The sequence below is a fragment of the Thalassolituus sp. ST750PaO-4 genome (genome assembly GCF_020320405.1).
Taxonomy (GTDB): Bacteria; Pseudomonadota; Gammaproteobacteria; order Pseudomonadales; family Oceanobacteraceae; genus Venatoribacter; species Venatoribacter alkanivorans.
In genome coordinates, this window is the sequence record NZ_JABVCB010000010.1 from 134,113 (window position 1) to 157,926 (window position 23,814).

General features: G+C 54.6%; 22 protein-coding genes. 11 read left to right on the forward strand and 11 right to left on the reverse strand.

Annotation, left to right across the window (positions count from 1 at the left end):
• Nucleotides 1–16: 16 nt before the first annotated feature.
• Nucleotides 17–2,323 carry a DUF5682 family protein gene (locus HUF18_RS12495; protein WP_225692425.1) on the forward strand — a complete coding sequence of 769 codons (2,307 nt, stop codon included), beginning with the start codon at nucleotides 17–19 and terminating at the stop codon, nucleotides 2,321–2,323.
• A complete protein-coding gene (locus HUF18_RS12500; protein ID WP_225692426.1) occupies nucleotides 2,311–3,474 on the forward strand; it encodes a VWA domain-containing protein in 1,164 nt (387 codons plus the stop codon). The genes HUF18_RS12495 and HUF18_RS12500 overlap by 13 nt, the downstream gene beginning before the upstream one ends.
• A gap of 212 nt (nucleotides 3,475–3,686) precedes the next feature.
• Here HUF18_RS12500 and HUF18_RS12505 read toward each other — a convergent pair whose 3' ends face one another.
• From HUF18_RS12505 to HUF18_RS12525, 5 genes are all read right to left on the reverse strand, one after another.
• Nucleotides 3,687–4,262, reverse strand: coding sequence for a YdeI/OmpD-associated family protein (locus tag HUF18_RS12505; protein WP_225692427.1), 576 nt, complete (start codon nucleotides 4,260–4,262; stop codon nucleotides 3,687–3,689).
• Between the two features lie 59 nt (nucleotides 4,263–4,321).
• Nucleotides 4,322–4,693: a VOC family protein gene (locus HUF18_RS12510; RefSeq protein ID WP_145470820.1), complete on the reverse strand. Its 372-nt coding sequence runs from the start codon at nucleotides 4,691–4,693 to the stop codon at nucleotides 4,322–4,324.
• A 177-nt stretch (nucleotides 4,694–4,870) separates the two neighbouring features.
• A complete protein-coding gene (locus tag HUF18_RS12515) occupies nucleotides 4,871–5,383 on the reverse strand; it encodes a phosphatidylglycerophosphatase A family protein (RefSeq protein WP_225692428.1) in 513 nt (170 codons plus the stop codon).
• A gap of 22 nt (nucleotides 5,384–5,405) precedes the next feature.
• Nucleotides 5,406–6,221 (reverse strand): CZB domain-containing protein, encoded by an 816-nt coding sequence (locus tag HUF18_RS12520; RefSeq protein WP_186436030.1) that lies wholly within the window; start codon nucleotides 6,219–6,221, stop codon nucleotides 5,406–5,408.
• Between the two features lie 112 nt (nucleotides 6,222–6,333).
• The gene (locus HUF18_RS12525) at nucleotides 6,334–8,544 is read right to left on the reverse strand and encodes a primosomal protein N' (RefSeq protein WP_225692429.1); all 2,211 of its coding nucleotides are present in this window, start codon (nucleotides 8,542–8,544) and stop codon (nucleotides 6,334–6,336) included.
• Nucleotides 8,545–8,686: 142 nt separating this feature from the next.
• Here HUF18_RS12525 and rpmE point away from each other — a divergent pair, with 142 nt between their 5' ends.
• On the forward strand, nucleotides 8,687–8,896 hold the full coding sequence (gene rpmE / locus HUF18_RS12530) for a 50S ribosomal protein L31 (protein ID WP_145470828.1): 210 nt from the start codon (nucleotides 8,687–8,689) through the stop codon (nucleotides 8,894–8,896).
• Nucleotides 8,897–8,981: 85 nt separating this feature from the next.
• Here rpmE and HUF18_RS12535 read toward each other — a convergent pair whose 3' ends face one another.
• Entirely contained in the window at nucleotides 8,982–9,845 is an 864-nt protein-coding gene (locus HUF18_RS12535; protein ID WP_225692430.1) for a hypothetical protein, read from the reverse strand.
• Between the two features lie 272 nt (nucleotides 9,846–10,117).
• Here HUF18_RS12535 and HUF18_RS12540 point away from each other — a divergent pair, with 272 nt between their 5' ends.
• A complete protein-coding gene (locus HUF18_RS12540) occupies nucleotides 10,118–10,678 on the forward strand; it encodes a hypothetical protein (RefSeq protein ID WP_225692431.1) in 561 nt (186 codons plus the stop codon).
• Between the two features lie 76 nt (nucleotides 10,679–10,754).
• On the opposite strand, the gene HUF18_RS12545 is transcribed toward HUF18_RS12540, so the two are convergent.
• The 3 genes from HUF18_RS12545 to HUF18_RS12555 all read right to left on the reverse strand — a co-directional run bounded on the left by HUF18_RS12545 (nucleotide 10,755) and on the right by HUF18_RS12555 (nucleotide 13,722).
• Nucleotides 10,755–11,402 (reverse strand): MBL fold metallo-hydrolase, encoded by a 648-nt coding sequence (locus tag HUF18_RS12545; protein WP_225692432.1) that lies wholly within the window; start codon nucleotides 11,400–11,402, stop codon nucleotides 10,755–10,757.
• A 99-nt stretch (nucleotides 11,403–11,501) separates the two neighbouring features.
• Nucleotides 11,502–13,073 (reverse strand): hypothetical protein, encoded by a 1,572-nt coding sequence (locus HUF18_RS12550; RefSeq protein WP_225692433.1) that lies wholly within the window; start codon nucleotides 13,071–13,073, stop codon nucleotides 11,502–11,504.
• A 70-nt stretch (nucleotides 13,074–13,143) separates the two neighbouring features.
• Complete coding sequence (locus HUF18_RS12555; RefSeq protein WP_225692434.1) at nucleotides 13,144–13,722, reverse strand: LPP20 family lipoprotein; 579 nt, start codon at nucleotides 13,720–13,722, stop codon at nucleotides 13,144–13,146.
• Between the two features lie 116 nt (nucleotides 13,723–13,838).
• On the opposite strand from HUF18_RS12555, the gene HUF18_RS12560 reads away from it, so the two are divergent.
• Nucleotides 13,839–14,237, forward strand: a complete 399-nt coding sequence (locus tag HUF18_RS12560) for a hypothetical protein (protein WP_225692435.1) — start codon at nucleotides 13,839–13,841, stop codon at nucleotides 14,235–14,237.
• Between the two features lie 103 nt (nucleotides 14,238–14,340).
• Here HUF18_RS12560 and HUF18_RS12565 read toward each other — a convergent pair whose 3' ends face one another.
• On the reverse strand, nucleotides 14,341–14,832 hold the full coding sequence (locus HUF18_RS12565; RefSeq protein WP_225692436.1) for an FKBP-type peptidyl-prolyl cis-trans isomerase: 492 nt from the start codon (nucleotides 14,830–14,832) through the stop codon (nucleotides 14,341–14,343).
• Nucleotides 14,833–14,990: 158 nt separating this feature from the next.
• Here HUF18_RS12565 and hslV point away from each other — a divergent pair, with 158 nt between their 5' ends.
• Nucleotides 14,991–15,521, forward strand: coding sequence for an ATP-dependent protease subunit HslV (hslV, locus tag HUF18_RS12570; protein WP_225692437.1), 531 nt, complete (start codon nucleotides 14,991–14,993; stop codon nucleotides 15,519–15,521).
• A gap of 3 nt (nucleotides 15,522–15,524) precedes the next feature.
• On the forward strand, nucleotides 15,525–16,868 hold the full coding sequence (gene hslU, locus HUF18_RS12575) for an ATP-dependent protease ATPase subunit HslU (protein WP_145470844.1): 1,344 nt from the start codon (nucleotides 15,525–15,527) through the stop codon (nucleotides 16,866–16,868).
• 69 nt (nucleotides 16,869–16,937) lie between these two features.
• Here hslU and HUF18_RS12580 read toward each other — a convergent pair whose 3' ends face one another.
• On the reverse strand, nucleotides 16,938–18,572 hold the full coding sequence (locus HUF18_RS12580; protein ID WP_145470846.1) for a methyl-accepting chemotaxis protein: 1,635 nt from the start codon (nucleotides 18,570–18,572) through the stop codon (nucleotides 16,938–16,940).
• Between the two features lie 144 nt (nucleotides 18,573–18,716).
• Between HUF18_RS12580 and HUF18_RS12585 the strand changes: the two genes are divergently transcribed.
• The 4 genes from HUF18_RS12585 to HUF18_RS19790 all read left to right on the forward strand — a co-directional run bounded on the left by HUF18_RS12585 (nucleotide 18,717) and on the right by HUF18_RS19790 (nucleotide 23,709).
• On the forward strand, nucleotides 18,717–19,088 hold the full coding sequence (locus tag HUF18_RS12585) for a gamma-butyrobetaine hydroxylase-like domain-containing protein (RefSeq protein WP_225692438.1): 372 nt from the start codon (nucleotides 18,717–18,719) through the stop codon (nucleotides 19,086–19,088).
• 51 nt (nucleotides 19,089–19,139) lie between these two features.
• On the forward strand, nucleotides 19,140–21,800 hold the full coding sequence (gene rnr / locus HUF18_RS12590; RefSeq protein ID WP_225692439.1) for a ribonuclease R: 2,661 nt from the start codon (nucleotides 19,140–19,142) through the stop codon (nucleotides 21,798–21,800).
• A 7-nt stretch (nucleotides 21,801–21,807) separates the two neighbouring features.
• Complete coding sequence (gene rlmB / locus HUF18_RS12595; protein ID WP_225692440.1) at nucleotides 21,808–22,551, forward strand: 23S rRNA (guanosine(2251)-2'-O)-methyltransferase RlmB; 744 nt, start codon at nucleotides 21,808–21,810, stop codon at nucleotides 22,549–22,551.
• Nucleotides 22,552–22,626: 75 nt separating this feature from the next.
• On the forward strand, nucleotides 22,627–23,709 hold the full coding sequence (locus HUF18_RS19790) for a mechanosensitive ion channel family protein (RefSeq protein ID WP_225692441.1): 1,083 nt from the start codon (nucleotides 22,627–22,629) through the stop codon (nucleotides 23,707–23,709).
• Nucleotides 23,710–23,814: the final 105 nt, after the last annotated feature.

Consider the following 23,814-nt stretch of genomic DNA (forward strand, 5'->3'; position numbering starts at 1 on the left):
AACCAGCAGAGAACCGATGTCCATGAAGGAAATTCACTATTTCGGCATTCGTCATCATGGCCCGGGTTCCTCCAGGCGTTTGTTGGCGGCGCTGGAGAGGCTACGGCCTGCGGTTGTGCTGATCGAAGGCCCGGCCGACTGCAGCGAATTGCTGCCGTTTATGGCCAGTGCAGGGATGAAGCCGCCGGTCGCGCTGTTGTCATTTGTGACCGATGAAGTCGGCCACAGCATTTATTACCCGTTTGACGAGTACTCGCCCGAATATCAGGCCTGCTGCTGGGCGTTGCAAGCGGGTGCGGATGTTCGTTTTATTGATCTGCCTGTGTCAGTTCAGCTGGCGGCTGCGCTTGCTGAAACGGGTGAAGACAGCACAGATGATGCTGATGCCGAAGGTACGGATACTGAAACCCCGGATACCGAAAACACTGCCAGTGCCGGCAGCCAGGCGCTGCGCCTTGATCCCATCTCCGTTCTGGCGCGCCTGGCGGGTTACGACGACGGTGAAAGCTGGTGGAATCATATTGTTGAGCAGGGCGCCGATGACGATCCTGCGGTCTTTGCTGCGCTGGAGCAGGCGATGGCCGAGCTGCGCGACGCCATTCCCGATGACAGCCCAAGGGAAGTACAGCGCGAAGCTTATATGCGCCTGCAGATTGCCGACGCGGCGAAAAAGACCGACGGCCCGGTCGCTGCCATTTGCGGTGCCTGGCACCTGCCGGGGTTAAAGGCAAAAGTCAGCCAGAAAGACGATAAAGCAAGGCTGAAAACCTTACCGGCCAAGCTTCCGGCCAAGCGCATTAACTCAACCTGGATACCCTGGACCAGTCCACGGCTGGCCAGTGGCTCGGGCTACAGCGCCGGGGTATCGGCGCCCATGTGGTATCGCCATTTGTGGCGCTTTGGCCAAAACGAAGCCTCATTGGCCCGCTGGCTGGCTCTGGTTGCCGAGCAGTTACGCCAGGCTGGGTTGTTGGTTTCTACTGCGGCGGTGATAGAAACCGTGCGTCTGTGTCACAGCCTCGCGGTTATCCGTAATCGTCCCAGCCCGGGGTTTGAAGAAGCCCGTGATGCCACGATTGCCAGCCTGTGCGGTGGTGAAATTTTGTGGTGGCAGCAGATTTCCCAACAGCTCCTGCTGGGGTCTTTGGTGGGCGAAGTCCCCGCCGATGTGCCTTTGGCGCCTCTGTTGGACGATCTGCAGCAGTGGCAAAAGAAGACCCGCCTTAAAAGCGAGGCGCTGCCACGGGAATTGTCGCTGGATCTGAGAAGTGAACCGGGGCAACTGAAGTCCTGGCTGCTGCACCGCCTGCGGCTGTTGGATGTGCCCTGGGGCGAACAGACCGGCAGCGGCAGCAGCCGTGGTACGTTCCGCGAACGCTGGGTAATTGCCTGGCAGCCGGAGTTTGCGGTGCAGCTGGTGGAAAATCAGATCTATGGCAGCTCGCTGGCACAAGCCGCTGCCGAGCGCACCATCGAGAAGATGCGCGGCCAGCGCCAGCTGGGCGAACTGGCTAAGTTGCTGCTGGCGGCGCTGGAAGCCGAACTGCCGCAGGCAGTGGAGCAAGGATTCTCGCTGTTGGCTGAGCGCGCGGCCCACACGGCCGAGGGGTTGGATCTGCTCGATGGTCTGCCGCCGCTGGTGGATATCAGCCGCTACGGCACTTCCAGAAATTTGTCACTGACTCATGTGAATGGCCTGATCGAACGGCTGGCGGTGCAGGCCTCGCTGTCTTTGCCGGTTGCGGTGCGCCAGCTTAACGAAGAAGAAAGTACACACTACCGGCATGCCATCGCTAATGCCCATGCTCAGCTTGAGCTGGCGCAGGTTAACGACAGCGTTATGGAAGGCTGGTGGCAAGCATTGCAGGAAGTGATGCACAGCAATCTGTGTGATGCCGGTGCTCGCGGTCTTACCAGCCGTTTGTTGTATCAGGCTAAGCGTCTGGATGAAGACAGCCTGCAGCAATTAATGGCTCGCATGCTGTCACCGGCTAACCCCATTGATGAAGCCAAAGGATTCTTTGAAGGCTTTTTCAGTGGTGCGGCTGAGCGGTTGCTCTACGATTCCCGGTTGCGGCAACTGGTCGACGAATGGCTGGGGACGCTGGAAGAAGAGGCTTTTATCGACAGTCTGCCGCTGCTGCGGCGGGTATTTGCTGAGTTGGATGCGATGGAGCGCCGGCGTCTGTTGGATGCACTGCATGCCGGTGAGGTACACAACAGTACCACGCTTGCCGTCAACGAAACCCTGGCATCTCAGTGGTCTGCGCATCTGCAAGGGCTGGGCAAATTGCTTGCGGGAGATAAGCAATGGATGAATTGATGCAACAGCGTCGCTGGCAACTGGCATTGGGGGCGGAGCAGGAAAGCACGCCGCTGAGTGCCAGTGACAAACGTCTGAACGATGCTCTGACCGCGTTGTATGGCGATGGCTCGGATTCAGAAAAAAGCCGTGGTGGTCTCGGTGGTTCCGCTCCGCGCATTGCCCGCTGGCTGGGCGATATCCGCGAATATTTTCCGGCGTCGGTGGTGCAACTGGTGCAGCGCGATGCTTTTGAACGGCTGGGACTGCGGCAGATGCTGCTTGAACCGGAGTTTTTACAGGCTATGGAGGCCGATGTGCATCTGGTCGCCGATCTGGTCAGCCTGGGTAACATGATGCCGCAAAAAACCATGGAAACCGCGCGTCAGGTTATCCGCAAAGTGGTTGATGAACTGATGGCGCGGCTGGAGCAAAAAACCGCCGAAGCTATTCGCGGTGCGGTCGACAGAGGTAAACGCACTCACCGGCCACGTCACAGCGATATTGACTGGCACCGCACCATCGCCGCCAACCTGCGCCATTACCAACCCGAACTGGCGACTGTTGTGCCGGAAAAGCTGGTGGGCTTCAGCCGCAAACAGCGGCGATTGGTGGACCTTGACGAAGTGATTCTCTGTGTCGATCAGTCGGGATCTATGGCCACCTCAGTGGTGTACAGCTCAATTTTTGCTGCTGTAATGGCTTCCATTCCTGCAGTGAAAACGCGATTAGTGTGCTTCGATACTGCGGTTGTCGACTTAACGGATGAACTGGCCGACCCGGTACAGGTGTTGTTTGGCGTGCAGCTGGGCGGTGGCACCGACATCAACCAGGCAGTGGCTTATTGCGCTGGCAAAATCGAACGGCCGGCAAAAACGCACCTTATCCTGATTACCGATTTGTACGAAGGCGGCGATGCCGATGCGCTGAAAGCGCGGGTGGCGGAGCTGATCCGCCAGGACGTTAACGTCATCACGCTGCTGGCACTGAGCGATGATGGCCGACCGTCTTACGACAGTCAGATGGCGGCTGACTTTGCTGCCATCGGCAGCCCGGTGTTTGCCTGTACGCCAGACAGATTTCCGGAGCTGATGGCTACGGCGCTGAAGCGGGAAGATGTACTGCAGTGGGCCGCTGATAGCGGAATTGCAACGGTCCGGCCGGCGGAATAAAACGCTGTATTAAAAAGCAGGCTCCGGCCTGCTTTTTAATAATCACAATAAAGGCTTCGATCATACGGCCGCGAACAGAATGTTTTGTCTGCTCGGAGTTTTCAGGGTTGTTTAGCGGAATTTATCTGCTGTTGTTAAGTGAAGTGAATTAATCCATAAAGTCACAGGCAATTCTGAATAGCAACACGGTTAATTTTTTGTCCTGCGGAATGCTAAAGCGGTTTTTCTCCGTTAATCAGCATCGTCAGGAATTTTTCAAATCTTGCCTGTCGGGTTTCGGGCTTTTTTGCCTCTGCCAGACGGAAAGCTATCAGGGTGCGGCTTGATTTGGGCAGCGTTGCAAAAAACTGCTTTGCCTCTGGTCTGCTTTCCAGCGCCTGCAGAAAGTCGGCGGGAACTTCCATATCGCTGACGCAATAGGCTTTTTCCCAACGGCCATCCGCTTTGGCTGCGTGTACGTGCATCAGGCCGGGTTCCTGCATCCGGCCTTCTGCGATTAAGCGTTCTATATGTTCAGTATTTTTCTTCGACCAGATACTGCGCGGGCCTCTTGGTGTAATCCGTTGCAGATAAGCCTGTTCATCAAGAGATTTGCGGATACCGTCAATCCAGCCCCAGCACAGAACTTCTGATACAACATCTTCCCAGACAACGCTGGGAATACCTGTGTTTTTCTTAAAAATCTTCACCCACAATTCACGCTCAACCGCGTGGTTCTGCCTGAGCCACAGGCCAAGTTCTTCAGCCGTGGCAAAGGCAATGATTTTCTGCGGATCGGGGACAGGCATAAGGCTGGAGCCTCCTCAGTCAGAACAACGACTGACGTTCTCAGTCATTGCCAGCGTGGTTACATATTTTTTGCACCAAAGGCTATTTTGTTGTTATCCAGATCACGCACATAAGCCGAGAAACGCGGCCCTCTCTGGCCGGGTTTGCCTTCACAGCTTCCGCCTAATTCAATGGCTTTGTTATACAGACGGGTAACTTCATCCTCAGAATCAAGGCTGAAACCCAGCATTGTGCCATTGCCATTGGTCGCTGTGTTTTGATCAAAAGGAATTGCCACGGCAAAGGCTCCGTCGTCATCCTCACCCTGCCAGAATGTCATACGCTCGCTCGCAAAGGTCTGGCGCATTTCCGTATTTTCGAACAGGGCATCATAGAACTTAACCGCTGCTTCCATATTGTTGGTGCCAAACACAAAGTAATTCATCTTCATTATGGTTCTCCTTCAGAAAGCAGCGAGGATAGCGGCGGCTGGTGACAGAAAGCGTCAGCAGTATTGATATCACAATACTTCGCCGACATGGCAACGAGCCGCAGGCATGGCCAGCTCCTGCGATATGTGTTGCCGCAACGGCTTTGCAGCATATTAATGTGCCAGCAGGCTGGCGAATTATCCCAGCGCCAGTACCGTTCCCTGCAATACCAGCAAGCCAAAAATCCCGGCAATCACATCGTCAATCATAATGCCGAAACCGCCATGGACTTTGGCATCCAGCCATTTAATCGGCCAGGGTTTGAGGATGTCGAAAAAGCGGAACAGCACAAAGCCGTACAGCAACCAGCCAAAGTCGGTGAGCACATCGCCGCTGTGCGGCAACCAGAGCAGTGTTATCCACACACCAATCCATTCGTCCCAGACAATGCCGCCGTGGTCATGTACGCCGAGGTCGCGCGAGGTGATTTCGCACAGCACGACGCCTAAGGCAAAACCGGCAATCAGGATGCCCAGATACGGCAGCGTTGGCATGCCCTGCAATAAAAAATACCAGACGGGTAATGCTGCCAGAGTGCCAAAGGTGCCGGGTGCTTTTGGTGCCAGACCGGAGCCTAAACCGAAAGCCAGCAGGTGAATGGGGTTTTTAAGATTGGGGCGTACAGCAGACTGGTTGACTGAGTTACTCACAGGGTTCTCCGGCTGACCTGTTTCAGGCCAGCAGCTGACCCTCTTTAATAGCGGTGGATGATAGCAGCCGGGCGGGATTAATTTCCATGATGGTCACTTCATTACCGGCGATGCGGATGCCTTTCAGCCAGCCACGGGCAAAGGGCGGCATATAGTCCTGCTGCTCTTTTTCCAGTTGTGCGGCGCTGCAACTGAACACTTCGCCGACGTCATCGACCCGCAGACCGAGGGTTTGCTGTTCGCTGCTCTGCAGCATGATTACGGTCGGGCGGATGCTGCTGCGTACCATGTTCGACGCTTCGGCAAACAGGTCGCGCAGGCGTTGCAGCGTACTGCTGCCCTGATGACTCAGAATGTTCAGGGCTTCTTCGGCCTGATCGTTATCACGCAGGGTGAGCAGCTGATCAGCGAGGGCGTGAATACGTTTATGCGGTTCGTCAAAGCTGCGCAGTACATGCTGCAACTGGCTGTCGTCGGTGCGGAAGTTGTCGTACCACTGGCCGAATTTGCATTGGTGCGGGTCGCGCGCCAGATCAAAGCTGCCGCCATGCTGCAGGCAGTCTTTTAAGGTGTTAAGCCAGAGAACATGGTCCTGCTCACGGGCCTGCAATAACTCAAGTAATTCACGGCTTTTGCTGCGTTCGGATGGCTGATTGAGCAGACGTGCCAGCGACAGAATAATGCAGGCCTGGCCTTCAAACTCCACCATATCGAATTGCTGGCCTTTACCGGTGGCAACCTGCGTGGGCGTCAGAGCACTTTCGGCGGCAATAAAACGCACGCTTTCAATGGGAACGGCAAAGTGCTGGCGGGCGTGGCGGAAGCTGAGGTATTCCATGGCGGGTCCTTGCGCGGGCATTAGGTTGGCAGTGTGCGGTGGTTATCCTGATAAGTAAGATCAAGTATAGATGGCGCTCGTTATCCTGCCGGACAGTCTGCTGTCTGCCTGTTCAGAGAGTGTCGATGGGGTCGATATCCAGATTCCAGCGCACCTTTGATAAGCCTTTGTGCTGCTCAAGAAAATGCACCAGTGCCGCTGCGGTACGGTGCAGCACACTGCGTTCGGCGGCGTAAAACTGTAACTGAAAACGGAAGCGGCCATTGCGCCGTTCCATGATGGCGGGGAAGGGGCCAAGCAGGGTAACCGGTGCCTGCCAGCTGGCGCCGCTGTGGGTTTGCAGCCATTGCTGCACAAAGGCACGCGCCTGTTGCAACAGTTGCTGCGCCTGCATACGGTCTTCGCATTCGCTGCGCAGTAATGCCATATGGCTGTACGGCGGCAGCTGCTGCTGTTGGCGTTCCTGCAGCAGTGACAGCGCCAGTGCGTGGTAGCCGCTGTCGAGCAGCAGGTTAAGCAGCGGATGCTCGGCGTACAGGGTCTGAATCCACACTTCGCCCGGTGCTTCTTCACGCCCGGCGCGGCCGGCCACCTGACAGATTAACTGCGCGCTGTGTTCCATGCCGCGGAAGTCGGCGCTGAATAAACCGGCATCGGCGTCCAGCACTACCACCAGAGTGACATCGGGAAAGTGGTGGCCTTTGGCCAGCATCTGCGTGCCGACCAGAATGCAGGGGCCGCCGCTGTGAATATCGTCGAACAGATTATCGAACGCCTGCTTGCTGCGGATGGTGTCGCGGTCGACCCGGCGCACCGGCACCTGCGGGAACAGCACGGCAAGCTGATCCTGAATTTTCTCGGTGCCCTGACCAATACCTTCAACGTGCTGACTGCCACATTGCGGACACACCGCAGGAATACCCTGCTGGAAGTCGCAGTGGTGACAATGCAGATGCGGCGGATACTGATGCAGGGTCAGGCGTGCGTCGCAGCGTCGGCATTCGGCCATCCAGCCGCAGTCACGACAGGCCAGCAGTGGGGCAAAACCGCGGCGGTTAATAAACACCAGCACCTGTTTGCCGTCGCTTATATGTTTATGCATGGCGTTCAGCACCGGCTGGGCGAAACCGGCGGTCAGTGGCTGGTGCAGAATGCTGTGCAGCTTCATGCCCGGTGCTTTGGCATCGCCGGCGCGCTGGCTCAGTTTCAGGTGCAGGTATTTACCGCTGAGCGCGTTGTGCAGGGTTTCCAGCGAGGGGGTGGCCGAACCGAGCACAATAGGTACACCGGCTTTATGCGCCCGTACCAGAGCAAAATCGCGCGCCGAATAGCGCAGGCCATCCTGCTGCTTAAACGAGGCATCGTGTTCTTCGTCGAGAATAATCAGGCCGAGGTCGGGCATCGGCGTGAATACCGCCGAACGGGTGCCGATGAGAATGCGTGCGCCGCCCTCACTCACCTGACGCCAGCCCTGCAGACGCTCGCGGTCGTTCAGGCCGGAATGCAGCATGGCGATGGGTACATTAAAACGCGCCTGGAAACGGCGTACGGTTTGTGGAGTCAGACCGATTTCCGGTACCAGTACCAGTGCCTGTTTGCCCGCCGCCAGTACCTGCTCGATCAGACGCAGATAGACCTCGGTTTTGCCCGAGCCGGTTACGCCTTCGAGCAGGCAGGCGCGAAAGTGATGCAGCTCCGGTTCAAGTGCCTTCAGTGCACTCTGCTGTTGCGGGTTCAGGCTGTGAAAACGCTGATTCTCCTGAATAACCGGCGGCAGTGGCAGCTGCTGGCGTTCTTCAATCAGTCCGGCGTCGGCCAGACTGCGCAGCTGCGCAAGGGTAAATCCCTGAGAGGTCAGCTCGCTGTGTGGCCATTGCGGGTTTTGCTGAAATAACTGCCACAGCGCCTGTTGTTTGCTGCCGCGCAGGGCTTTGGCCGGCTCGTCTGCGGTTTTCAGCCAGACCCGTTCGTCGGCCTCGCTCAGCTCGCAGCCACGGCGCAGCATGGTCGGCAGCATATGCTCCAGCACTTCGCCCATGCTGTGGTGATAGTAATCGGCCAGCCAGCGGCACAGCGCCAGACTGTGTTCATCGATCAGTGGGGTATCGTCAAGGCGTGCCAGCAGAGGTTTCAGCTTATTGCTGGGAACATCCGACTGCCCGCGGCAGCTGAGTACGATGCCCAGCAGCAACTGACGGCCAAATTCCACCCGTACGCGTTGGCCGGGCCGATAGTGATCCGGCGTTTCTCCGGGCAGCGGCAAGTAGTCAAAAGTGCGGCGTAGCGGGAGGGGAAGAGCAATTTCGACAACAAAAAAGGACATGAAAAGACTTGCTGCTTAGGTCGGCTCTGGTATTATGCGCGTCCTTATTGCCCATGCAAGGGCAAGTTTTTGTAATCCAGTAGCGCGGTACTTGTGGAGAGAAGATTCGCAAGTGGCGGCGTGAAGACCCAAGAGGTGTCCCATGAAAGAAGGTATTCATCCTGAGTACGCTGCTCTGGAAGCAACTTGCTCCTGCGGCAACGTGATCAAAACCAAATCCACTAAGCCTGGTACTATGTACCTGGACGTGTGTTCAGCTTGCCACCCGTTCTACACTGGTAAGCAGAAAGTTGTTGATACCGGTGGCCGTATCGACCGCTTCAACAAGCGTTTCGGTGCTTTCAAGAAGTAATAAAGCCCGAACCGAAAAAACCCGCCTTGTGCGGGTTTTTTTATGCCCGGCATCCGGCATCCGGCATCCGGCATCTGCTCACTGCTCACTGCGCCGCCAGTTCCCAGCTTTGCTGGCAGCGCTGCATGTATTGCGCATAGATCGTCAGGCCGACCGCGGGGCCAACGGCAGCACTGTCGGCGCACAGGTTGGCAATCAATTCTTCCGATACCCGGCTAAGGCGGTTAATCCGCTGCTGCAGGGCATCGCCTTCGCGTTGTTCCAGCGCCAGTGCTTTATCCACACTGGCCAGACGTTGCTGCCACTCCTGTTGTTGCGCACTGGCTTGTTGCTGCTGAGCCAGTAACTGCTGCTGTGCGGCAGTGATCTGGTGTTGGTATTCCTGCTGCGTATGCCGCCATTCGGCCCGTTCCTGCTGTTGTACGGTTAACTGCTGCGCCAGTTGTTGCTGACTGGATTGCAGACTTTGCTGCAGGCTCAGGAGTTGCTGTTGCAGGCTGTGGATATGTTGCTGCTGGCTGAATGTGAGGCTGGCAGCGGTGATGCACAGTAACAGCAAGGCAAGCAGCATCATGCGTGGAGCAGTAATGGCAGACCAAAGGGAGGCGCTGGAGCCTGCAGAAGAATCCGTGCGTATCAGGGGAGGCTGTTGCGGCGGCTGGTTTTCTGCACCTGTGGTGTGGACTGAGGCCTCAACGGCAGCCTCGTCCGGGCTGGTTGCCACGGGTTCGTTAAGCAGGCTCTGGCGGGCGGCAATCAGCTTATTCAGCGACAGACAGAGTGCCTGCTGTTCGGCGGGCTGGTGCTGCTGCAGTAGCTGGGTGGCCGTCTGACGCAGTTGATGCTGATAGGCCGCCTCAATGTCCTGTGCCTGATTGCTAAGGGTTCCCAGCAGCTGTCTGGCTGCAGCCTGATCGGTCTCCGGTGGTGTATTGCTGGTCTGTGCCATCGTCTGCTCCTTCACGCGATGAATGTGGCGTACCATCCTCGGCTGCTCTGCGCATGGCGGCAATCAGGCGAAGCGACGAATCTGCGTTTGCTGAACGAAGAATGCGCCAATGTTGTCAGAGGTGGTCGGGTAGTAACGCAGACTGTGCCGCGCCGGGATGACTGTTGTATGACGCTGTCAGACCTGTTGTGTTGGTGTATCGGTTTGTTGATTGGCGCTACAGCCAATCCGTTACTAAACTTATCCTGCCATTTGTATACAGAGAGTTTTTTGTGACAAGACATGAAGAAGGCGAAGGTGAGCTGAGCGAAGCCCAGCGTCTGGCAATGCTGGAAGACACCGTATCCACTAACCGGGTTGTACTGATGATCATCGCTGTACTGGCGGTGGTGGCGATTTCTGTGGCGGTAACCATTGCGGTGGTTAAGCTGATGCAGCCGGATGTGGCCTATGTCGACAGTAAGAGTTTTGCCAAGCTGGAGCGTGATGTTGGCATTCTGAAAGAAGCGGCTATCGCTTATGAACAGAGCATGACCGACACCAAAAATATTCTCGACAGCAGTAATGCCACGGCGTTTAAGGCGTTGATGCTGGAGCAGGAAAAAAGCTATCAGCTGCATCTGAATGCGCTGAAGCAGGGGATGCGTGATCTGGCGCGTATGGTGCCCGGTTCGCGCACCTGGCTGGATATTTACGAGGAGCAGATGGATGAGGCGCTGGCTGAAAGCCGGGCGCGGATGAACCGCTTATCGCGTCTGCAGACCTCGGCTCTGCCGGATGTAGAAGCCATTCCTCTGCCCGACAGAGGAGAACCGGTACCGGTTCTGAACTGATGACTCCGATCGGACATAAAAAACGGCGTGCAGTGCACGCCGTTTTTTTATGTCCGTTGTTTACCGGCCAGGATGATCAGCCGCGATGATCGGAAACAAAGGGATTGGTACGGCGTTCGTGGCCAAAGGTGGATTCCGGGCCGTGACCGGGAATAAAGGTAATGTCATCACCCAGCGGAAACAATTTGTCGCGGATGGAAGACACCAGTTCGGCATGGTTGCCCTTAGGGAAATCGGTGCGGCCGATGGAGCCCTGAAAAATCACATCACCGACAATCGCCAGCTGGTCGGCAGCGCTGTAAAACACCACATGGCCGGGTGTGTGTCCAGGGCAGTGAATCACATCCAGTTCAACCCTGCCGACCTGTACTTTATCGCCATCGTTAAGCCAGCGGTCCGGGGTAAAGATCTCAGCCTGCGGAAAGCCAAACATCGCGGATTGCTGTGGCAGTCCCTGAATCCAGAACAGATCACCTTCGTGCGGACCTTCAATCGGCAGGCTCAGGCGACGTGCCAGCTCGGCGGTGCCGCCGGCATGATCGATATGGGCGTGAGTCAGCAGAATTTTTTCGGCTCTGGCACCCATGGCATTTATCTGCTGCAGAATGCGTTCAATATCGCCGCCCGGATCGACGATGGCTGCGGCCTTGGTGGCATTACACATCAGGATGGAGCAGTTCTGGGCGAAGGCGGTAACGGGAACAATAGCGACAGATAACGACATGAACAGGGGCTCTGGTTTGCAGTAAAGGCGCAAGGGTAGCCTAACAGGAAGGATGGGAGAAGCCCGCAGGCTTCTCCCGCTGGTGCCGTAACGGGCGGCTCAGAAGGCCATGATTTTCGGTTTGACCCCGGCAAACTGCGGCATGGTCATACCGGCGTCGGCATTCACATAGGTGGGGTCGGCGATGGTGTAGCGCTTGCCCTGCCAGCTCCAGTTATCGCCCTGTACGCCGCCGTTAAAGGCGACTGCGGTGGCAACGTGCCCCGGAAAGTCGAGAATCACGACATCCAGCCCCAAAAGCGATTCGGTCAGCCAGGCAAACAGCGCGGCGCGGTCTTCGCAATCGGAGTAGGGGTAGTGCAGGGTTTCCAGCGGGAACAGGTAATTTTCCTCGTGGAACTGCTCATCGTCGGTCTGATAGGCAAAAGCGGTCTGCACGAAACGCAGCAGGTGATTCACCGCTTCCTGCTCACTTTTCCCGGCCACGACCGGACGTAGCTGATTGAGCAGTGATTCGCTGGTTACCGCCGGTAAGCCGGCTTTGAAATAGTTCGGCAACGACAGCTGCGGATAACTGCTGAAGTAGCTCACGAAACGCTGTGGATACGCTACTTTGATGCTGTACGACTGGTCACGGTATTTAAATTTCAGCTGGCGCTGTTCTTCGCTGCCGCCAATGGCAAAACGATTCGGCTGGCTGAAATCAAGGGCGCGTGAGCCTTCGTCATGCTGGCCTTCGTAGGTAAATACTTTGCCGGGCTTCAGTGCTTTTTCATTCAGATTGATGGCGTAATATTTTTTATTACCGAGGCGGAAAAAAGTAACACCAAACATTTCCTGTTCGGATGTCAGCAGCAGATGAACTTTGTCGTTATAGGCGACACGGGCATCGTAACCGGCTTTTACCAGCAGGAACCAGCTGGTCAGCTTACGGCTGGTGCTGTCTTTATGCAGGGCGCGGGCAAACTGATCAAACAGCTGGGCGCTGCCCCAGTCGTTCAGACCCAGACGTTGTGCTTCAGCCTGCAGTGCCTGCACCGTTGGTTTGTGCTCAGCACTGGCCAGCTGCTGCCAGTATGAAGCAATTTTTTCGTTATTAATTTTACCGCTGAAATTGCGTTTGAATTTGGCGTTGTAGGGAATTTCGATGGCATTTCCGTAGAAACCAAAACGCGCAACCGGACCGCTGACCGGTGGTTTTTTCGCGGGTTTTTCTGCTACCGGTTTATCCAGCGTTGGCTTTTCTGCACCAGGTTTGTCGTCAACAGGTGGCTTGGTCAGTGGTGGCTTGGCTAGTGGTGGCTTGATCAGCTCCGGAGCCGGTGGTTTGGGCGCAGGAACTTCTGCGACCGGCGGCAGCTTGGGAAGGACGACTTTAGGCGTGTCATCTACCGCAGGTTTGGCATCTGGCTTGGCAGAAGCCGGAATTTCCGGCAGATCAACCGGCTTGGGTTTCGGATCACGCTGCTCGGCGGGTTTCACATCAACCGGTTGCCATTTCTGCTGCAGAAACTGAATAAAGGCTTTGTCATTTTCATCCAGATAGGTCTGAAAATCGCCACGGGTTTTCTTTAACCATTGTTCATATTCAGACTCGGCTGTTGCTATAGCCGACAGACTGAGTGCTGGTAAGACACAAAGGTAAACAGAGAGCTTTGCTGGAAATTTCATCGGGATTCCTCGCATAAAAAAGCCGGCAGACGCCGGCTTCTTATTATGATCGTGCGTCAGCGTTAAACGCTTACTGCATGTTGGAAATTTCAGAAGCCAGTTCGTCAAAAGACTTCTCGGCCTGGAATTTCTGCCACAGGGCACGTTCATTGTTCATAGAGGTTTTGATTGCCTGTTCCGCCAGTTTATTAACGGTGTCAGCATCCAGACCAACCAGAACTACGATACCGCCGCTTGGGGTTGGCATCTGACGGAAGATTTTAGAACCTACCAGAGTTTCTTTGGTGATCTGTTTGGTTACAGAAGTATTAACGCGATCAACGGTTTCAGAATCACCGGTACCAGTGGTTTCGGCGTACTGTTTGATCATGTTCTGCACTTCCACTTTCATGGTTTGTGCCAGTTCAACACGGGCAGCGGTTGCAGCCATCTGCTTCATGAAGTTAGGGCCGGCAGCAGACTTGTCAGCGTAACCAACGGCAGACAGATCCAGACCATCAACCGGAGCGCCACACACCCACTCAGGAGCGGCCTGACCAGAACCATCGGCGAATACGCAGCTGGCTACCGGAGCTTGAGTTGGTTGGTTAGAAGCACAGGCGACCAGCAGAGTGGTCGTCGCTACAGCGAATAAAGCGCGAAGTTTCATCTTCCTCTCCTTGAATGAAGTGAGCGGTTTAATAAAAGTAAACTGCTATAAAAGGTGTGCCGAGAATAGCGGATGCTATGGCAAAATGCCACACGGGATTATGGCGGATGTGAGACGTGTCAAAGATGAAAAATACAGCGCTGGCAACAGCATTATTGATCACAGTTTTATTACAGTATGGCTGTGCCGGAGCTAAGGTTCAGGATGGTGCCCCGGCGTGGATTATGAATCCGGGCAACGGCGTTGTGGCATCCTGCGGGTTTAATATTAAAGGCCGTTATGCTCAGGAAGAATGCGCATTGCAGCGTGCCCGCGAGCGTCTTGCCGCGCAGCAGGGGGTAGAAATCAGCAGCGTGTCTTATTTATCGGAACGGATACGCAACGACGCCAGCAGCGTCAGTCTGAATAAAGAAACGGTGGAAAAGGTCAGCGGCGTAACGGTAAAAGCGCGCATCCGTGACACCTGGTATGACGCCCAGCGGGATGAATATTACGTCTGGTTGGAAAGCCATTAACGATCAAAAAACAGGCTGAACGGCCGGTGGCGGAACAATAAATTCCGTTGCGGGCCGTTCAGTCTGGGTTCAGTCAGGGGCTGTTTTCTCTGATTAAACAGCCTTAGTGCTGGTGGCCACCGGCACCGTGAGCGTGCTTGTGAGAGATCTCTTCGGCGGTTGCAGCGCGTACAGCAACGACATCCACTTCGAACTTCAGTGTCTTGCCGGCCAGCGGGTGGTTGGTATCGACGTCGGCCATAAAACGGCCAACTTTAACGATGGTTACCTGACGGGGGCCCTGTTCTGTTTCGACCCAGGCAACCATGCCTTTCTTCCAGTTTTTCGCGCCCTGCAGGTGTTTTACCGGCACGCGTGCGACGGCATCGGCCTGACGCTCGCCATAGGCCTGATCCGGGGTCAGGGTGATGCTGATATGCTCACCGGCTTCTTTGCCGGCAACGGCCTGTTCAAATCCGGCAATCATATTGTTGTGGCCGTGCAGATAAGCGATGGCTTCGCCGCCGGCATCTTTATTGGTGCTTTCGATCAGCTGGTCCTGCTCGTCGAACAGGCTGTAGTGCAGCTGCACCACGGTATCCTTGGCGATGATCATGATGACTTCCCCATAAACATTAAAAGGCGCGAGTATCGTTTCCGGCCCGGTCTTTGGCAACACCTGTCGCGTTCTGGCGGTTACGCAGGGGAGTGACTTGATTTGTCTGCGGCGACCCCCATATCGGTTATTCGTGCATCAGAAAGCAGGAAATTTTCATGACAACTATTGTATCCGTACGCCGTGGTAATGATGTGGTGATTGGCGGTGACGGGCAGGTTTCTCTGGGTAATACCGTAATGAAAGGTAATGCCCGTAAGGTGCGGCGCTTGTACAACGATCAGGTGCTGGCCGGTTTTGCCGGGGGAACGGCAGATGCCTTTACCCTGTTTGAAAAATTTGAAGCGCAGCTGCAGAAGCACCATGGGCAACTGACCCGTGCTGCGGTTGAGCTGGCGAAAGAGTGGCGTTCTGACCGTGCGCTGCGCAAGCTGGAGGCGATTCTGGCGGTTGCCGACCATACGGCGTCGCTGATCATCACCGGTAACGGCGATGTGCTGCAGCCGGAAAACGATCTGATTGGCATAGGCTCTGGTGGTAATTACGCACTGGCATCGGCCCGTGCGCTGCTGGAAAACACCGAATTAAGCGCCCGTGAAATCGTCGAAAAAAGTCTGAATATTGCTGCAGATATCTGTGTATTTACCAACAGCAACCTCACTATCGAAGAACTGAAGGCGGGAGAATAATCCATGAGCCAGATGACCCCGCGCGAAATCGTGCATGAACTCGACCGTCATATTATCGGACAGCACAATGCCAAACGTTCGGTTGCCATTGCGCTGCGTAACCGCTGGCGCCGGATGCAGCTGCAGCCGGAACTGCGTGATGAAGTAACACCAAAAAATATCCTCATGATCGGCCCGACCGGTGTTGGTAAAACCGAAATTGCCCGCCGTCTGGCGAAGCTGGCCAATGCACCTTTTATTAAGGTTGAAGCCACCAAATTCACCGAAGTCGGTTATGTCGGTAAAGATGTTGAATCCATTATCCGCGATCTGACCGAAACCGGTCTGAAACTGCTGCGTGAGCAGGAAATGGTCAAGGTTGCCAGCCGTGCCGAACTGGCCGCGGAAGAACGTATTCTGGATGTACTGTTACCGCCGGCGCGCAGCAGCACAACCAGCTGGGACACTACCGAAGAGCCAAAAACAGAAGACAGCTCAACGCGCCAGGTTTTCCGTAAAAAGCTGCGCGAAGGGCAGCTGGATGACAAAGAGATTGAAATCGATCTGGCGCAGGTCAGCGTTGGTGTGGAAATTATGGCACCTCCTGGCATGGAAGAAATGACCAGTCAGCTGCAGAGCATGTTTTCCAACCTCGGTGGCGAAAAGAAAAACAAACGTAAATTAAAAATCAAAGAAGCCTTCAAACAACTGCGCGACGAAGAAGCCGCCAAAATGCTGAATATGGACGAGCTGAAAGCCCGTGCACTGGAGCTGGTGGAACAGAACGGCATCGTCTTTATTGATGAGATCGATAAAGTCGCCAAGCGTCATGAAAGTGGTTCCGGTGGCGATGTTTCGCGCGAAGGTGTACAGCGTGATCTGCTGCCATTAATCGAAGGCTGCACCGTCAGCACTAAATACGGCATGGTCAAAACCGATCATATTCTGTTTATTGCCTCCGGTGCATTCCATCTGTCCAAGCCTTCCGATCTGATTCCGGAATTACAGGGCCGTCTGCCAATCCGGGTGGAACTGGAAGCGCTGACGCCGGATGACTTTAAGCGTATTCTGACCGAGCCAAAAGCATCGCTGACCGAACAGTATAAAGCGCTGCTGAAAACCGAAGGGCTGGATATTAACTTTACCGAGGATGCGATCAAGCGTCTGGCAGAAATTGCCTTTGAGGTGAACGAGAGCACAGAAAATATCGGTGCCCGCCGTCTGCATACCATTATGGAGCGACTGCTGGAGCAGGTATCTTTTGATGCAACCGATATGACTCAGGCGGTCGAAATTGATGCCGCCTATGTTGAGAAGCAATTGGGCGATCTGGCCCGCGATCAGGATCTGAGTCAGTTTATTCTCTGACACAGATACGGATAAAAAAAGGAGGCCTGCAGGCCTCCTTTTTTTATGTGTAACGTTATTTGGCGCAATTTAAATCCGGAAACGCTCAATTAATCTGACCAGAGCTTCACTGCTGTCGGACAGTTTCTGTCCGTACTGATCGGTTTTTACCATATTGTCGGCAATATGCCCTGAAGATTCAGCGATCCGTACAACGTTGCCGCTGATCTCGTTGGCGGCGGCGCTTTGTTCCTCAACCGCACTGGCAATGCTCAGGTTCATTTCGGTAATAGTGCTGACTGCTGTGCTGATGGTTGATATCGCGTCCAGTGCCTGCTGTGAAGTGACAGAGGTGGATTCAGAATTTTTTACGTTTTCTTCCATCGAATGTACAGCGCTGGCGGCCTGATCCTGCAGGCGGGAAATCATTTTATTAATTTCTTCAGTCGATTCCTGGGTGCGCGAGGCGAGGGTGCGTACTTCGTCGGCGACCACGGCAAAACCGCGGCCCTGTTCACCGGCACGGGCGGCTTCGATGGCGGCGTTCAGTGCCAGCAGGTTGGTTTGTTCGGCGATACCACGGATAACATCCAGTACCGAACCGATAGCGTCGGTTTCACTCTGCAGACCCTGAATCACCTCGCAGGAGCTCTGGATATCGGCGGCAAGGCTACCAATGCTTTGCTGTGTGGTTTGCATGGTTTTCATACCACGGCGGGCGTTGTCATCGACTTCCCGGGCGGCGGCGGCGGCGCGTTCGGCATTGCCAGCCACTTCGTGAATAGTCTGGCTCATTTCATTCGAGCCTGTGGCAGCAAGATCGGTCTGTTGCAGCTGATCGTCGGTGAGGCGGCGTGTTTCACTGCTGACGGTGGCAATCTCACGGGTCAGTTGCGCCAACAGTTCTGAGGCGGTTTTACTTTCGCTCACAACTTTGTGAATCTGACCAATAAAGGTATTAAAGGCCTGAGCAATATTGGTGATTTCGTCCTGACCTTTGGAAGGTAAACGCTGAGTCAGATCGCCTTCACCGCGGGCAATATCATCCATCGCCTGAGTGATAACCCGCAGCGGATGACGGATGCTGTTCGATACCAGCATGATGACGGCAATCAACAGAATAATAAAAATCAGACTGGTGGTAATAAGGCCGGTGGCACTTTGCCAGAAGGCGGTCATTACGTCGTCGGTATAAACACCGGTGCCGACAATCCAGTCCCAGGGTCTGAACTGTTTAACGTAGCTGACCTTGGATACGGGTTCCGAACTGCCGGCCTTGGGCCAGTAATAGTGCACATAATTGCCTTCGGACTTACTTTTTGCTGCTTTTACAATTTCGCGGAACAAATACAGGCCATTGGGGTCTTTAACGTCGTTAACGTTTTTTCCTTCCAGCTCTGCTTTGACACCATGAACGACAACGACGGGTGCGGAGTCGTTAATCCAGAAATATTCATTGCCGTTATAACGCAGCTCGCGGACAGCATCCTTTGCCCGGGTTTGTGCTTCTGCTACCGGCATTCCCTGCTGGCTGAGCTGGTAATAATGCTCAATCAGGCTGTATGCACTGTCGACCTGCTGTTTTACCGCCTGTTGTTTCGCCTTGTCTATGGTGTTGTAAATATGTTGCATGGCTTGCAGCTGGATCAGCAGAACACATATTACGGAAGCACTGAGAATTACCCATAAACGGGCACGGATACTGATATTGCGTAAAGAATTCATAGGCAGCTCAATCTCACCGATAGTAAACTACATCAGGTACAACCGGAGCCTGATATTGGGCGACACACCATGTATGCCTTACATAAAAGTGTAGCGCGCTTTATCTCATCCGCCCGTTATCCATACTCCCGGAGTGGAATAACAGTGATTCCAAAAGCAATAAAAGTGAAGAAAGTCAGCCACTGTCTTGAGTTGACCTATGGTGAGCAGCCTTATGAGCTGTCTTATGAATTTCTTCGTGTGCACTCACCTTCGGCAGAAGTCCGTGGTCATGGTGTCGGCAATGAGGTGTTGCAGAGCGGTAAAAAAGATGTGGTATTGCTGCGTATTGAACCGGCCGGTAATTATGCGCTGAAACTGGTGTTTGACGACGGCCATGACTCAGGTCTGTATGACTGGAGTTATCTCTATCATTTATGCACGCATCGTGATGAACTGTGGGCTGATTACCTGCAGCGCCTGCAACAGGCCGGAAAAAGCCGCGACAGCGCGCAAATCAACTTTAAAGCCCTGTAAATACGTGTGTAACCGTTATACTGGGCGCAAATTAATTATAGGAGCCGCACATTGACGGATTCCAACGCACCAAAAGCCCCGTTCCATGACCCAAATGCCGAGGCCGAAGCGCAAAAATATGAAAACCCGGTTGCCAGCCGTGATGCCCTGTTGGCATTGCTGGAGCAACTGGGCCACCCGGCTACCCACGCGGAAGTCTGCGAAGCACTGGGTGAAACCGATGAAGACCGCGTAGAAGCTCTGCGTCGCCGCCTGATTGCGATGTCGCGTGATGGCCAGCTGATCAGCAACCGTCGCAGCCAGTTTGCACCGCTGCGCAAAGTCGATCTGGTTACCGGTGTGGTGATGGGTCATCGCGATGGTTACGGCTTTGTGCTGCGTGACGGTGCTGATGATGTGTACCTGTCTAACCGCCAGATGAGCAAAGTCTTTCACGGTGACCGCGTTGCGGTACAGATTCTTGGTCTCGATCGCCGTGGCCGCCCGGAAGGCAAAATTGTCGAAGTGCTGGAGCGTAATACCCAGCAGATTGTCGGCCGTTACTTCGATCAGTCCGGTGTCGGCGTCGTACAGCCGGATAACAAACGCGTGGCGCAGGAAATCCTGATTCCGCCGGTTGGCCGCAAAGGCGCTGAGCATGGTCAGTTTGTGGTGGTGCAGATTGTTGAGCAGCCCAAGCCCGGCGGCTTACCTATGGGTGAAGTGGTCGAAGTGCTGGGTGATCATCTGGCACCGGGGATGGAAATTGATGTTGCCATCCGCAGTCATAATATCCCGCACGAATGGCCGGACGCAGTGCTGGTAGAAGCCAAAAAACTGCCGGAACAGGTCAAAGATAAAGACAAACACAACCGCATCGACCTGCGTCAGCTGCCTTTTGTCACCATCGACGGTGAAGACGCCAAAGACTTCGACGATGCCGTCTACTGCGAACCTAACCGCAAAACCGGTGGCTGGCGTTTATACGTTGCCATTGCCGATGTATCCCATTACGTACAGGCAGGTTCGGCACTGGATGTTGAAGCTCACGGTCGTGGTAACTCGGTGTATTTCCCTGAGTTTGTGGTACCGATGCTGCCGGAAAAACTGTCCAACGGTTTATGCTCGCTGAACCCGGAAGTAGATCGTCTGGTGATGGTATGTGAAATGACCATCTCCAAAGCCGGGAATATTTCCGGTTATCAGTTTATGGAAGGTGTTATCCACTCCCATGCGCGCCTGACCTATAACAAGGTCTGGAAAATGCTGCAGCCGGAACGTGGTGACGACGGCGATGCCTGGCGTGAACATTACAAAGACGTTGTGCCGCATCTGGAAAATCTCTACGTCCTGTATAAAACCCTGCGCGCCAAACGTGAAGAGCGCGGTGCGATGGATTTCGATTCGGTCGAAACCCGTATCGTGTTCGATGCTGAGCGTAAAATTCAGGAAATCGTACCGACCGAACGTAACGCGGCCCATATGCTGATTGAAGAATGCATGCTGGCGGCCAACGTCTGTGCTGCCGACTTCTTCCAGCGTTATGACGTGCCGGCACTGTATCGTGTGCATAACGGTCCGAGCGCAGAAAAACTCGAGAACCTGAAATCTTTCCTCGCCGAAGTCGGTTTATCCATGCCGCATGGTCAGGACCCGTCGCCGAAAGATTATCAGGCATTGCTGAGCCAGATTGGCGACCGTCCGGATTCACATTTAATCCAGACCGTGTTGCTGCGCTCGCTCAGTCAGGCCGTTTACAAGCCGGATAACGAAGGCCACTTTGGTCTGGCTTATAAAGCTTATACCCACTTTACTTCGCCAATCCGCCGTTACCCCGATCTGCTGGTGCACCGTGGTCTGCGCAGCGTGATCCGCAGCGAACGCGAATGCAAACACGTAAAACGTGCCGACGGTGCCAAGCCACTGGCACAGAAAACCATTTACCCATACGACACCGCAGCGATGGTGGTAATGGGTGAGCATTGTTCGATGACCGAGCGCCGTGCCGATGATGCTACCCGTGACGTGGTCGATTTCCTCAAGTGCGAATTTATCAGCGACCGTATCGGTGAAGAATTCGAAGGGGTTATTACCGCGGTTACCGGCTTTGGCTTATTCGTTGAATTAAAAGACGTCTATGTCGAAGGTCTGGTGCATATCAGTGGCCTGGCAAACGATTACTACCACTTTGATGCCGTGAAACATCGTCTGGTCGGTGAGCGCACGCGCCGCAGTTTCCGCCTTGGCGATAAGCTCTGGGTAAGGGTCATGAACGTGAACCTCGACGAGCGCAAAGTCGATTTCGAACTGACCACTGCGCCGGTTAACGCCAGACGCAGTAAAGCCAGCGACTTGCCAACGCCTGCGCGTTTACCGCGTCGCCGTAATAAACAGGCCGATGGCAAAGTAACCGAAGAAACGCTGGAGCCAAGCCGCCAAAAAAAAGCACGGGCACCCTCGACAGAATCTGGAGATGGTGCCAGAAGTGGCGGTAATAAAAGCGGCGCTAATAAAAGCGGCGTTAAAAATGCCGGTGTTAAGCGTACGGCTGACAAGGGCGCTAAAACCTTTGCTGCTGACGATTCTGACGGCACTAAAAGCAAAAAGAAAAAGCCCAAGCCGAGCAAACGGCAAAAGCTGAACGCCAAAAAGAAAACCGAAAGCAAAAAAGCGGTAAAGAAAAAGACCGCAAAGAAAAAACCGGCCAAAAAGGCCGGAAAGAAAACAGGTTAATTAATCAATGAAGTTAGAAGCCGTTTACGGTTTGCATGCCGTTACCACCTTATTGCAGCGCAGTCCGGATCAGGTGGTGGAGCTGTGGGTGATGAAAGGCCGTCAGGACCAGCGTATGCAGCGCGTGCTGGAACTGGCTGCCGAACAGGGGCTGGATATCCGTGAGGCCGATAAAGGCCTGATGAATCAGAAAGCCGATGAAGGTAATCACCAGGGCATTATTGCCTGGCGTAAGCCGGTGCAGAATAAAAACGAGAAACACCTGCCGGATATTCTCGATGGTATCAGTGGCAATGCGCTGATTCTGATTCTGGACGGTGTTACCGATCCGCATAATCTGGGTGCCTGTCTGCGTACGGCAGACGCCGCCGGTGTGCAGGTGGTGATTGCGCCGAAAGATAAATCCGCACCGTTAAATGCAACAGCCGCCAAGGTGGCCTGTGGCGCAGCCGAAGCCGTGCCTTATATTCAGGTCACCAATCTGGCTCGCACCATGAAAGAACTGCAGGAGCGCGGTATCTGGATTGTCGGCACCGCCGGTGAAGCAACGCACAGCATTTATCAGCAGGATTTTACCGGGCCAACGGCTCTGGTTATGGGCGCTGAAGGTGCGGGTATGCGTCGCCTTACCCGTGAACATTGCGATTATCTGGTGAATATTCCGATGGCCGGCGAAGTCAGCTCGGTTAACGTGTCGGTGGCTACCGGCATTTGTCTGTTTGAAGCGGTGCGTCAGCGTCAGTTGAGCTGAGTACCTGTTTGCGGGCAGGTAACCGCCGTTGCCTGTCTGCGCAAAATTCCCTTCTGAATAAATGGAGTCTTCTGCGTGGAGTGGTGGAACGAATTAATTTCACAGAATTATGACTGGTTCTGGGATGTCAGCATTGCCCTGAGTATCACGCTGATTGCCGGTGCGGCATGGCGCTTTACCCGCAAGCGTCTGGTTAAGCTGGCGCTGGCGACCAAGAACCGCTGGGACGATATTGTGCTGGAGGCCATTGGCGTCCCCATCAGCTGGATTATTTTTGCCATTGGTGCGACCTGGATTGCCGACATCACCGCCGGTCATTTTTCTTCTGAAATTATTTCCAGCATTCCGGTGGTGCGTCAGCTGGCGCTGATTATTCTCACCGCCTGGGCGCTGTGGCGTCTGATTAACCGCGTGGAAGAACGGCAGATTGTGAATGGCATCGATCCGACCACGGTACAGCTGGTGGGTAAAGTGGCCAAACTCAGCGTTACCATTCTGATTATTCTGCCGATTTTTCAGCTGTTGGGCATATCCATTTCCGGCATCCTCGCCTTTGGTGGTGTCGGTGGTCTGATTGTCGGTATGGCCGCCAAAGATCTGCTGGCCAATTTCTTTGGCTCGCTGATTATTTATCTCGACCGCCCGTTCAAAGTCGGTGACTGGGTGCGTTCGCCGGACCGCAGCATCGAAGGAACGGTAGAGCATATCGGCTTCCGTGTGACCCGTATCCGCACCTTTGATAAGCGTCCGCTGTATGTACCGAACTCGGTGTTCACCAATATCTCGGTGGAAACCCCATCGCGCATGACCAACCGCCGTATCTACGAAACCATTGGTATCCGCTATCAGGATTCGCGTCATCTGCCGGCAATTATGGAAGGCGTTCGTGCCATGCTGCGCGAACATGCGGAAATTGATAATAACCAGACCATGATCGTGAACTTCAACAGCTTTGGTGAATCCAGTCTGGATTTCTTTATCTACACCTTCACCAAAACCACTGACTGGGTAAGGTTCCACGAGATCAAGCAGGATGTACTGCTGAAAGTACTGAATATCATCCACGAGAAGGGTGGCGACTGCGCCTTCCCGACCCGCACGCTGCATGTCGATTCTTTACCGCCGCAACTGGCGGGTACGGCTCCGGCCCAGCGCTGACAAGGCTCAGACTCTGCCCTGTAACCCAGGGCAGAGCACTTATCCTCCGGACTGCTAGGGCCTGTTGACACTAATTAAACAGGCCTGTTATCGGATAAAAATTCC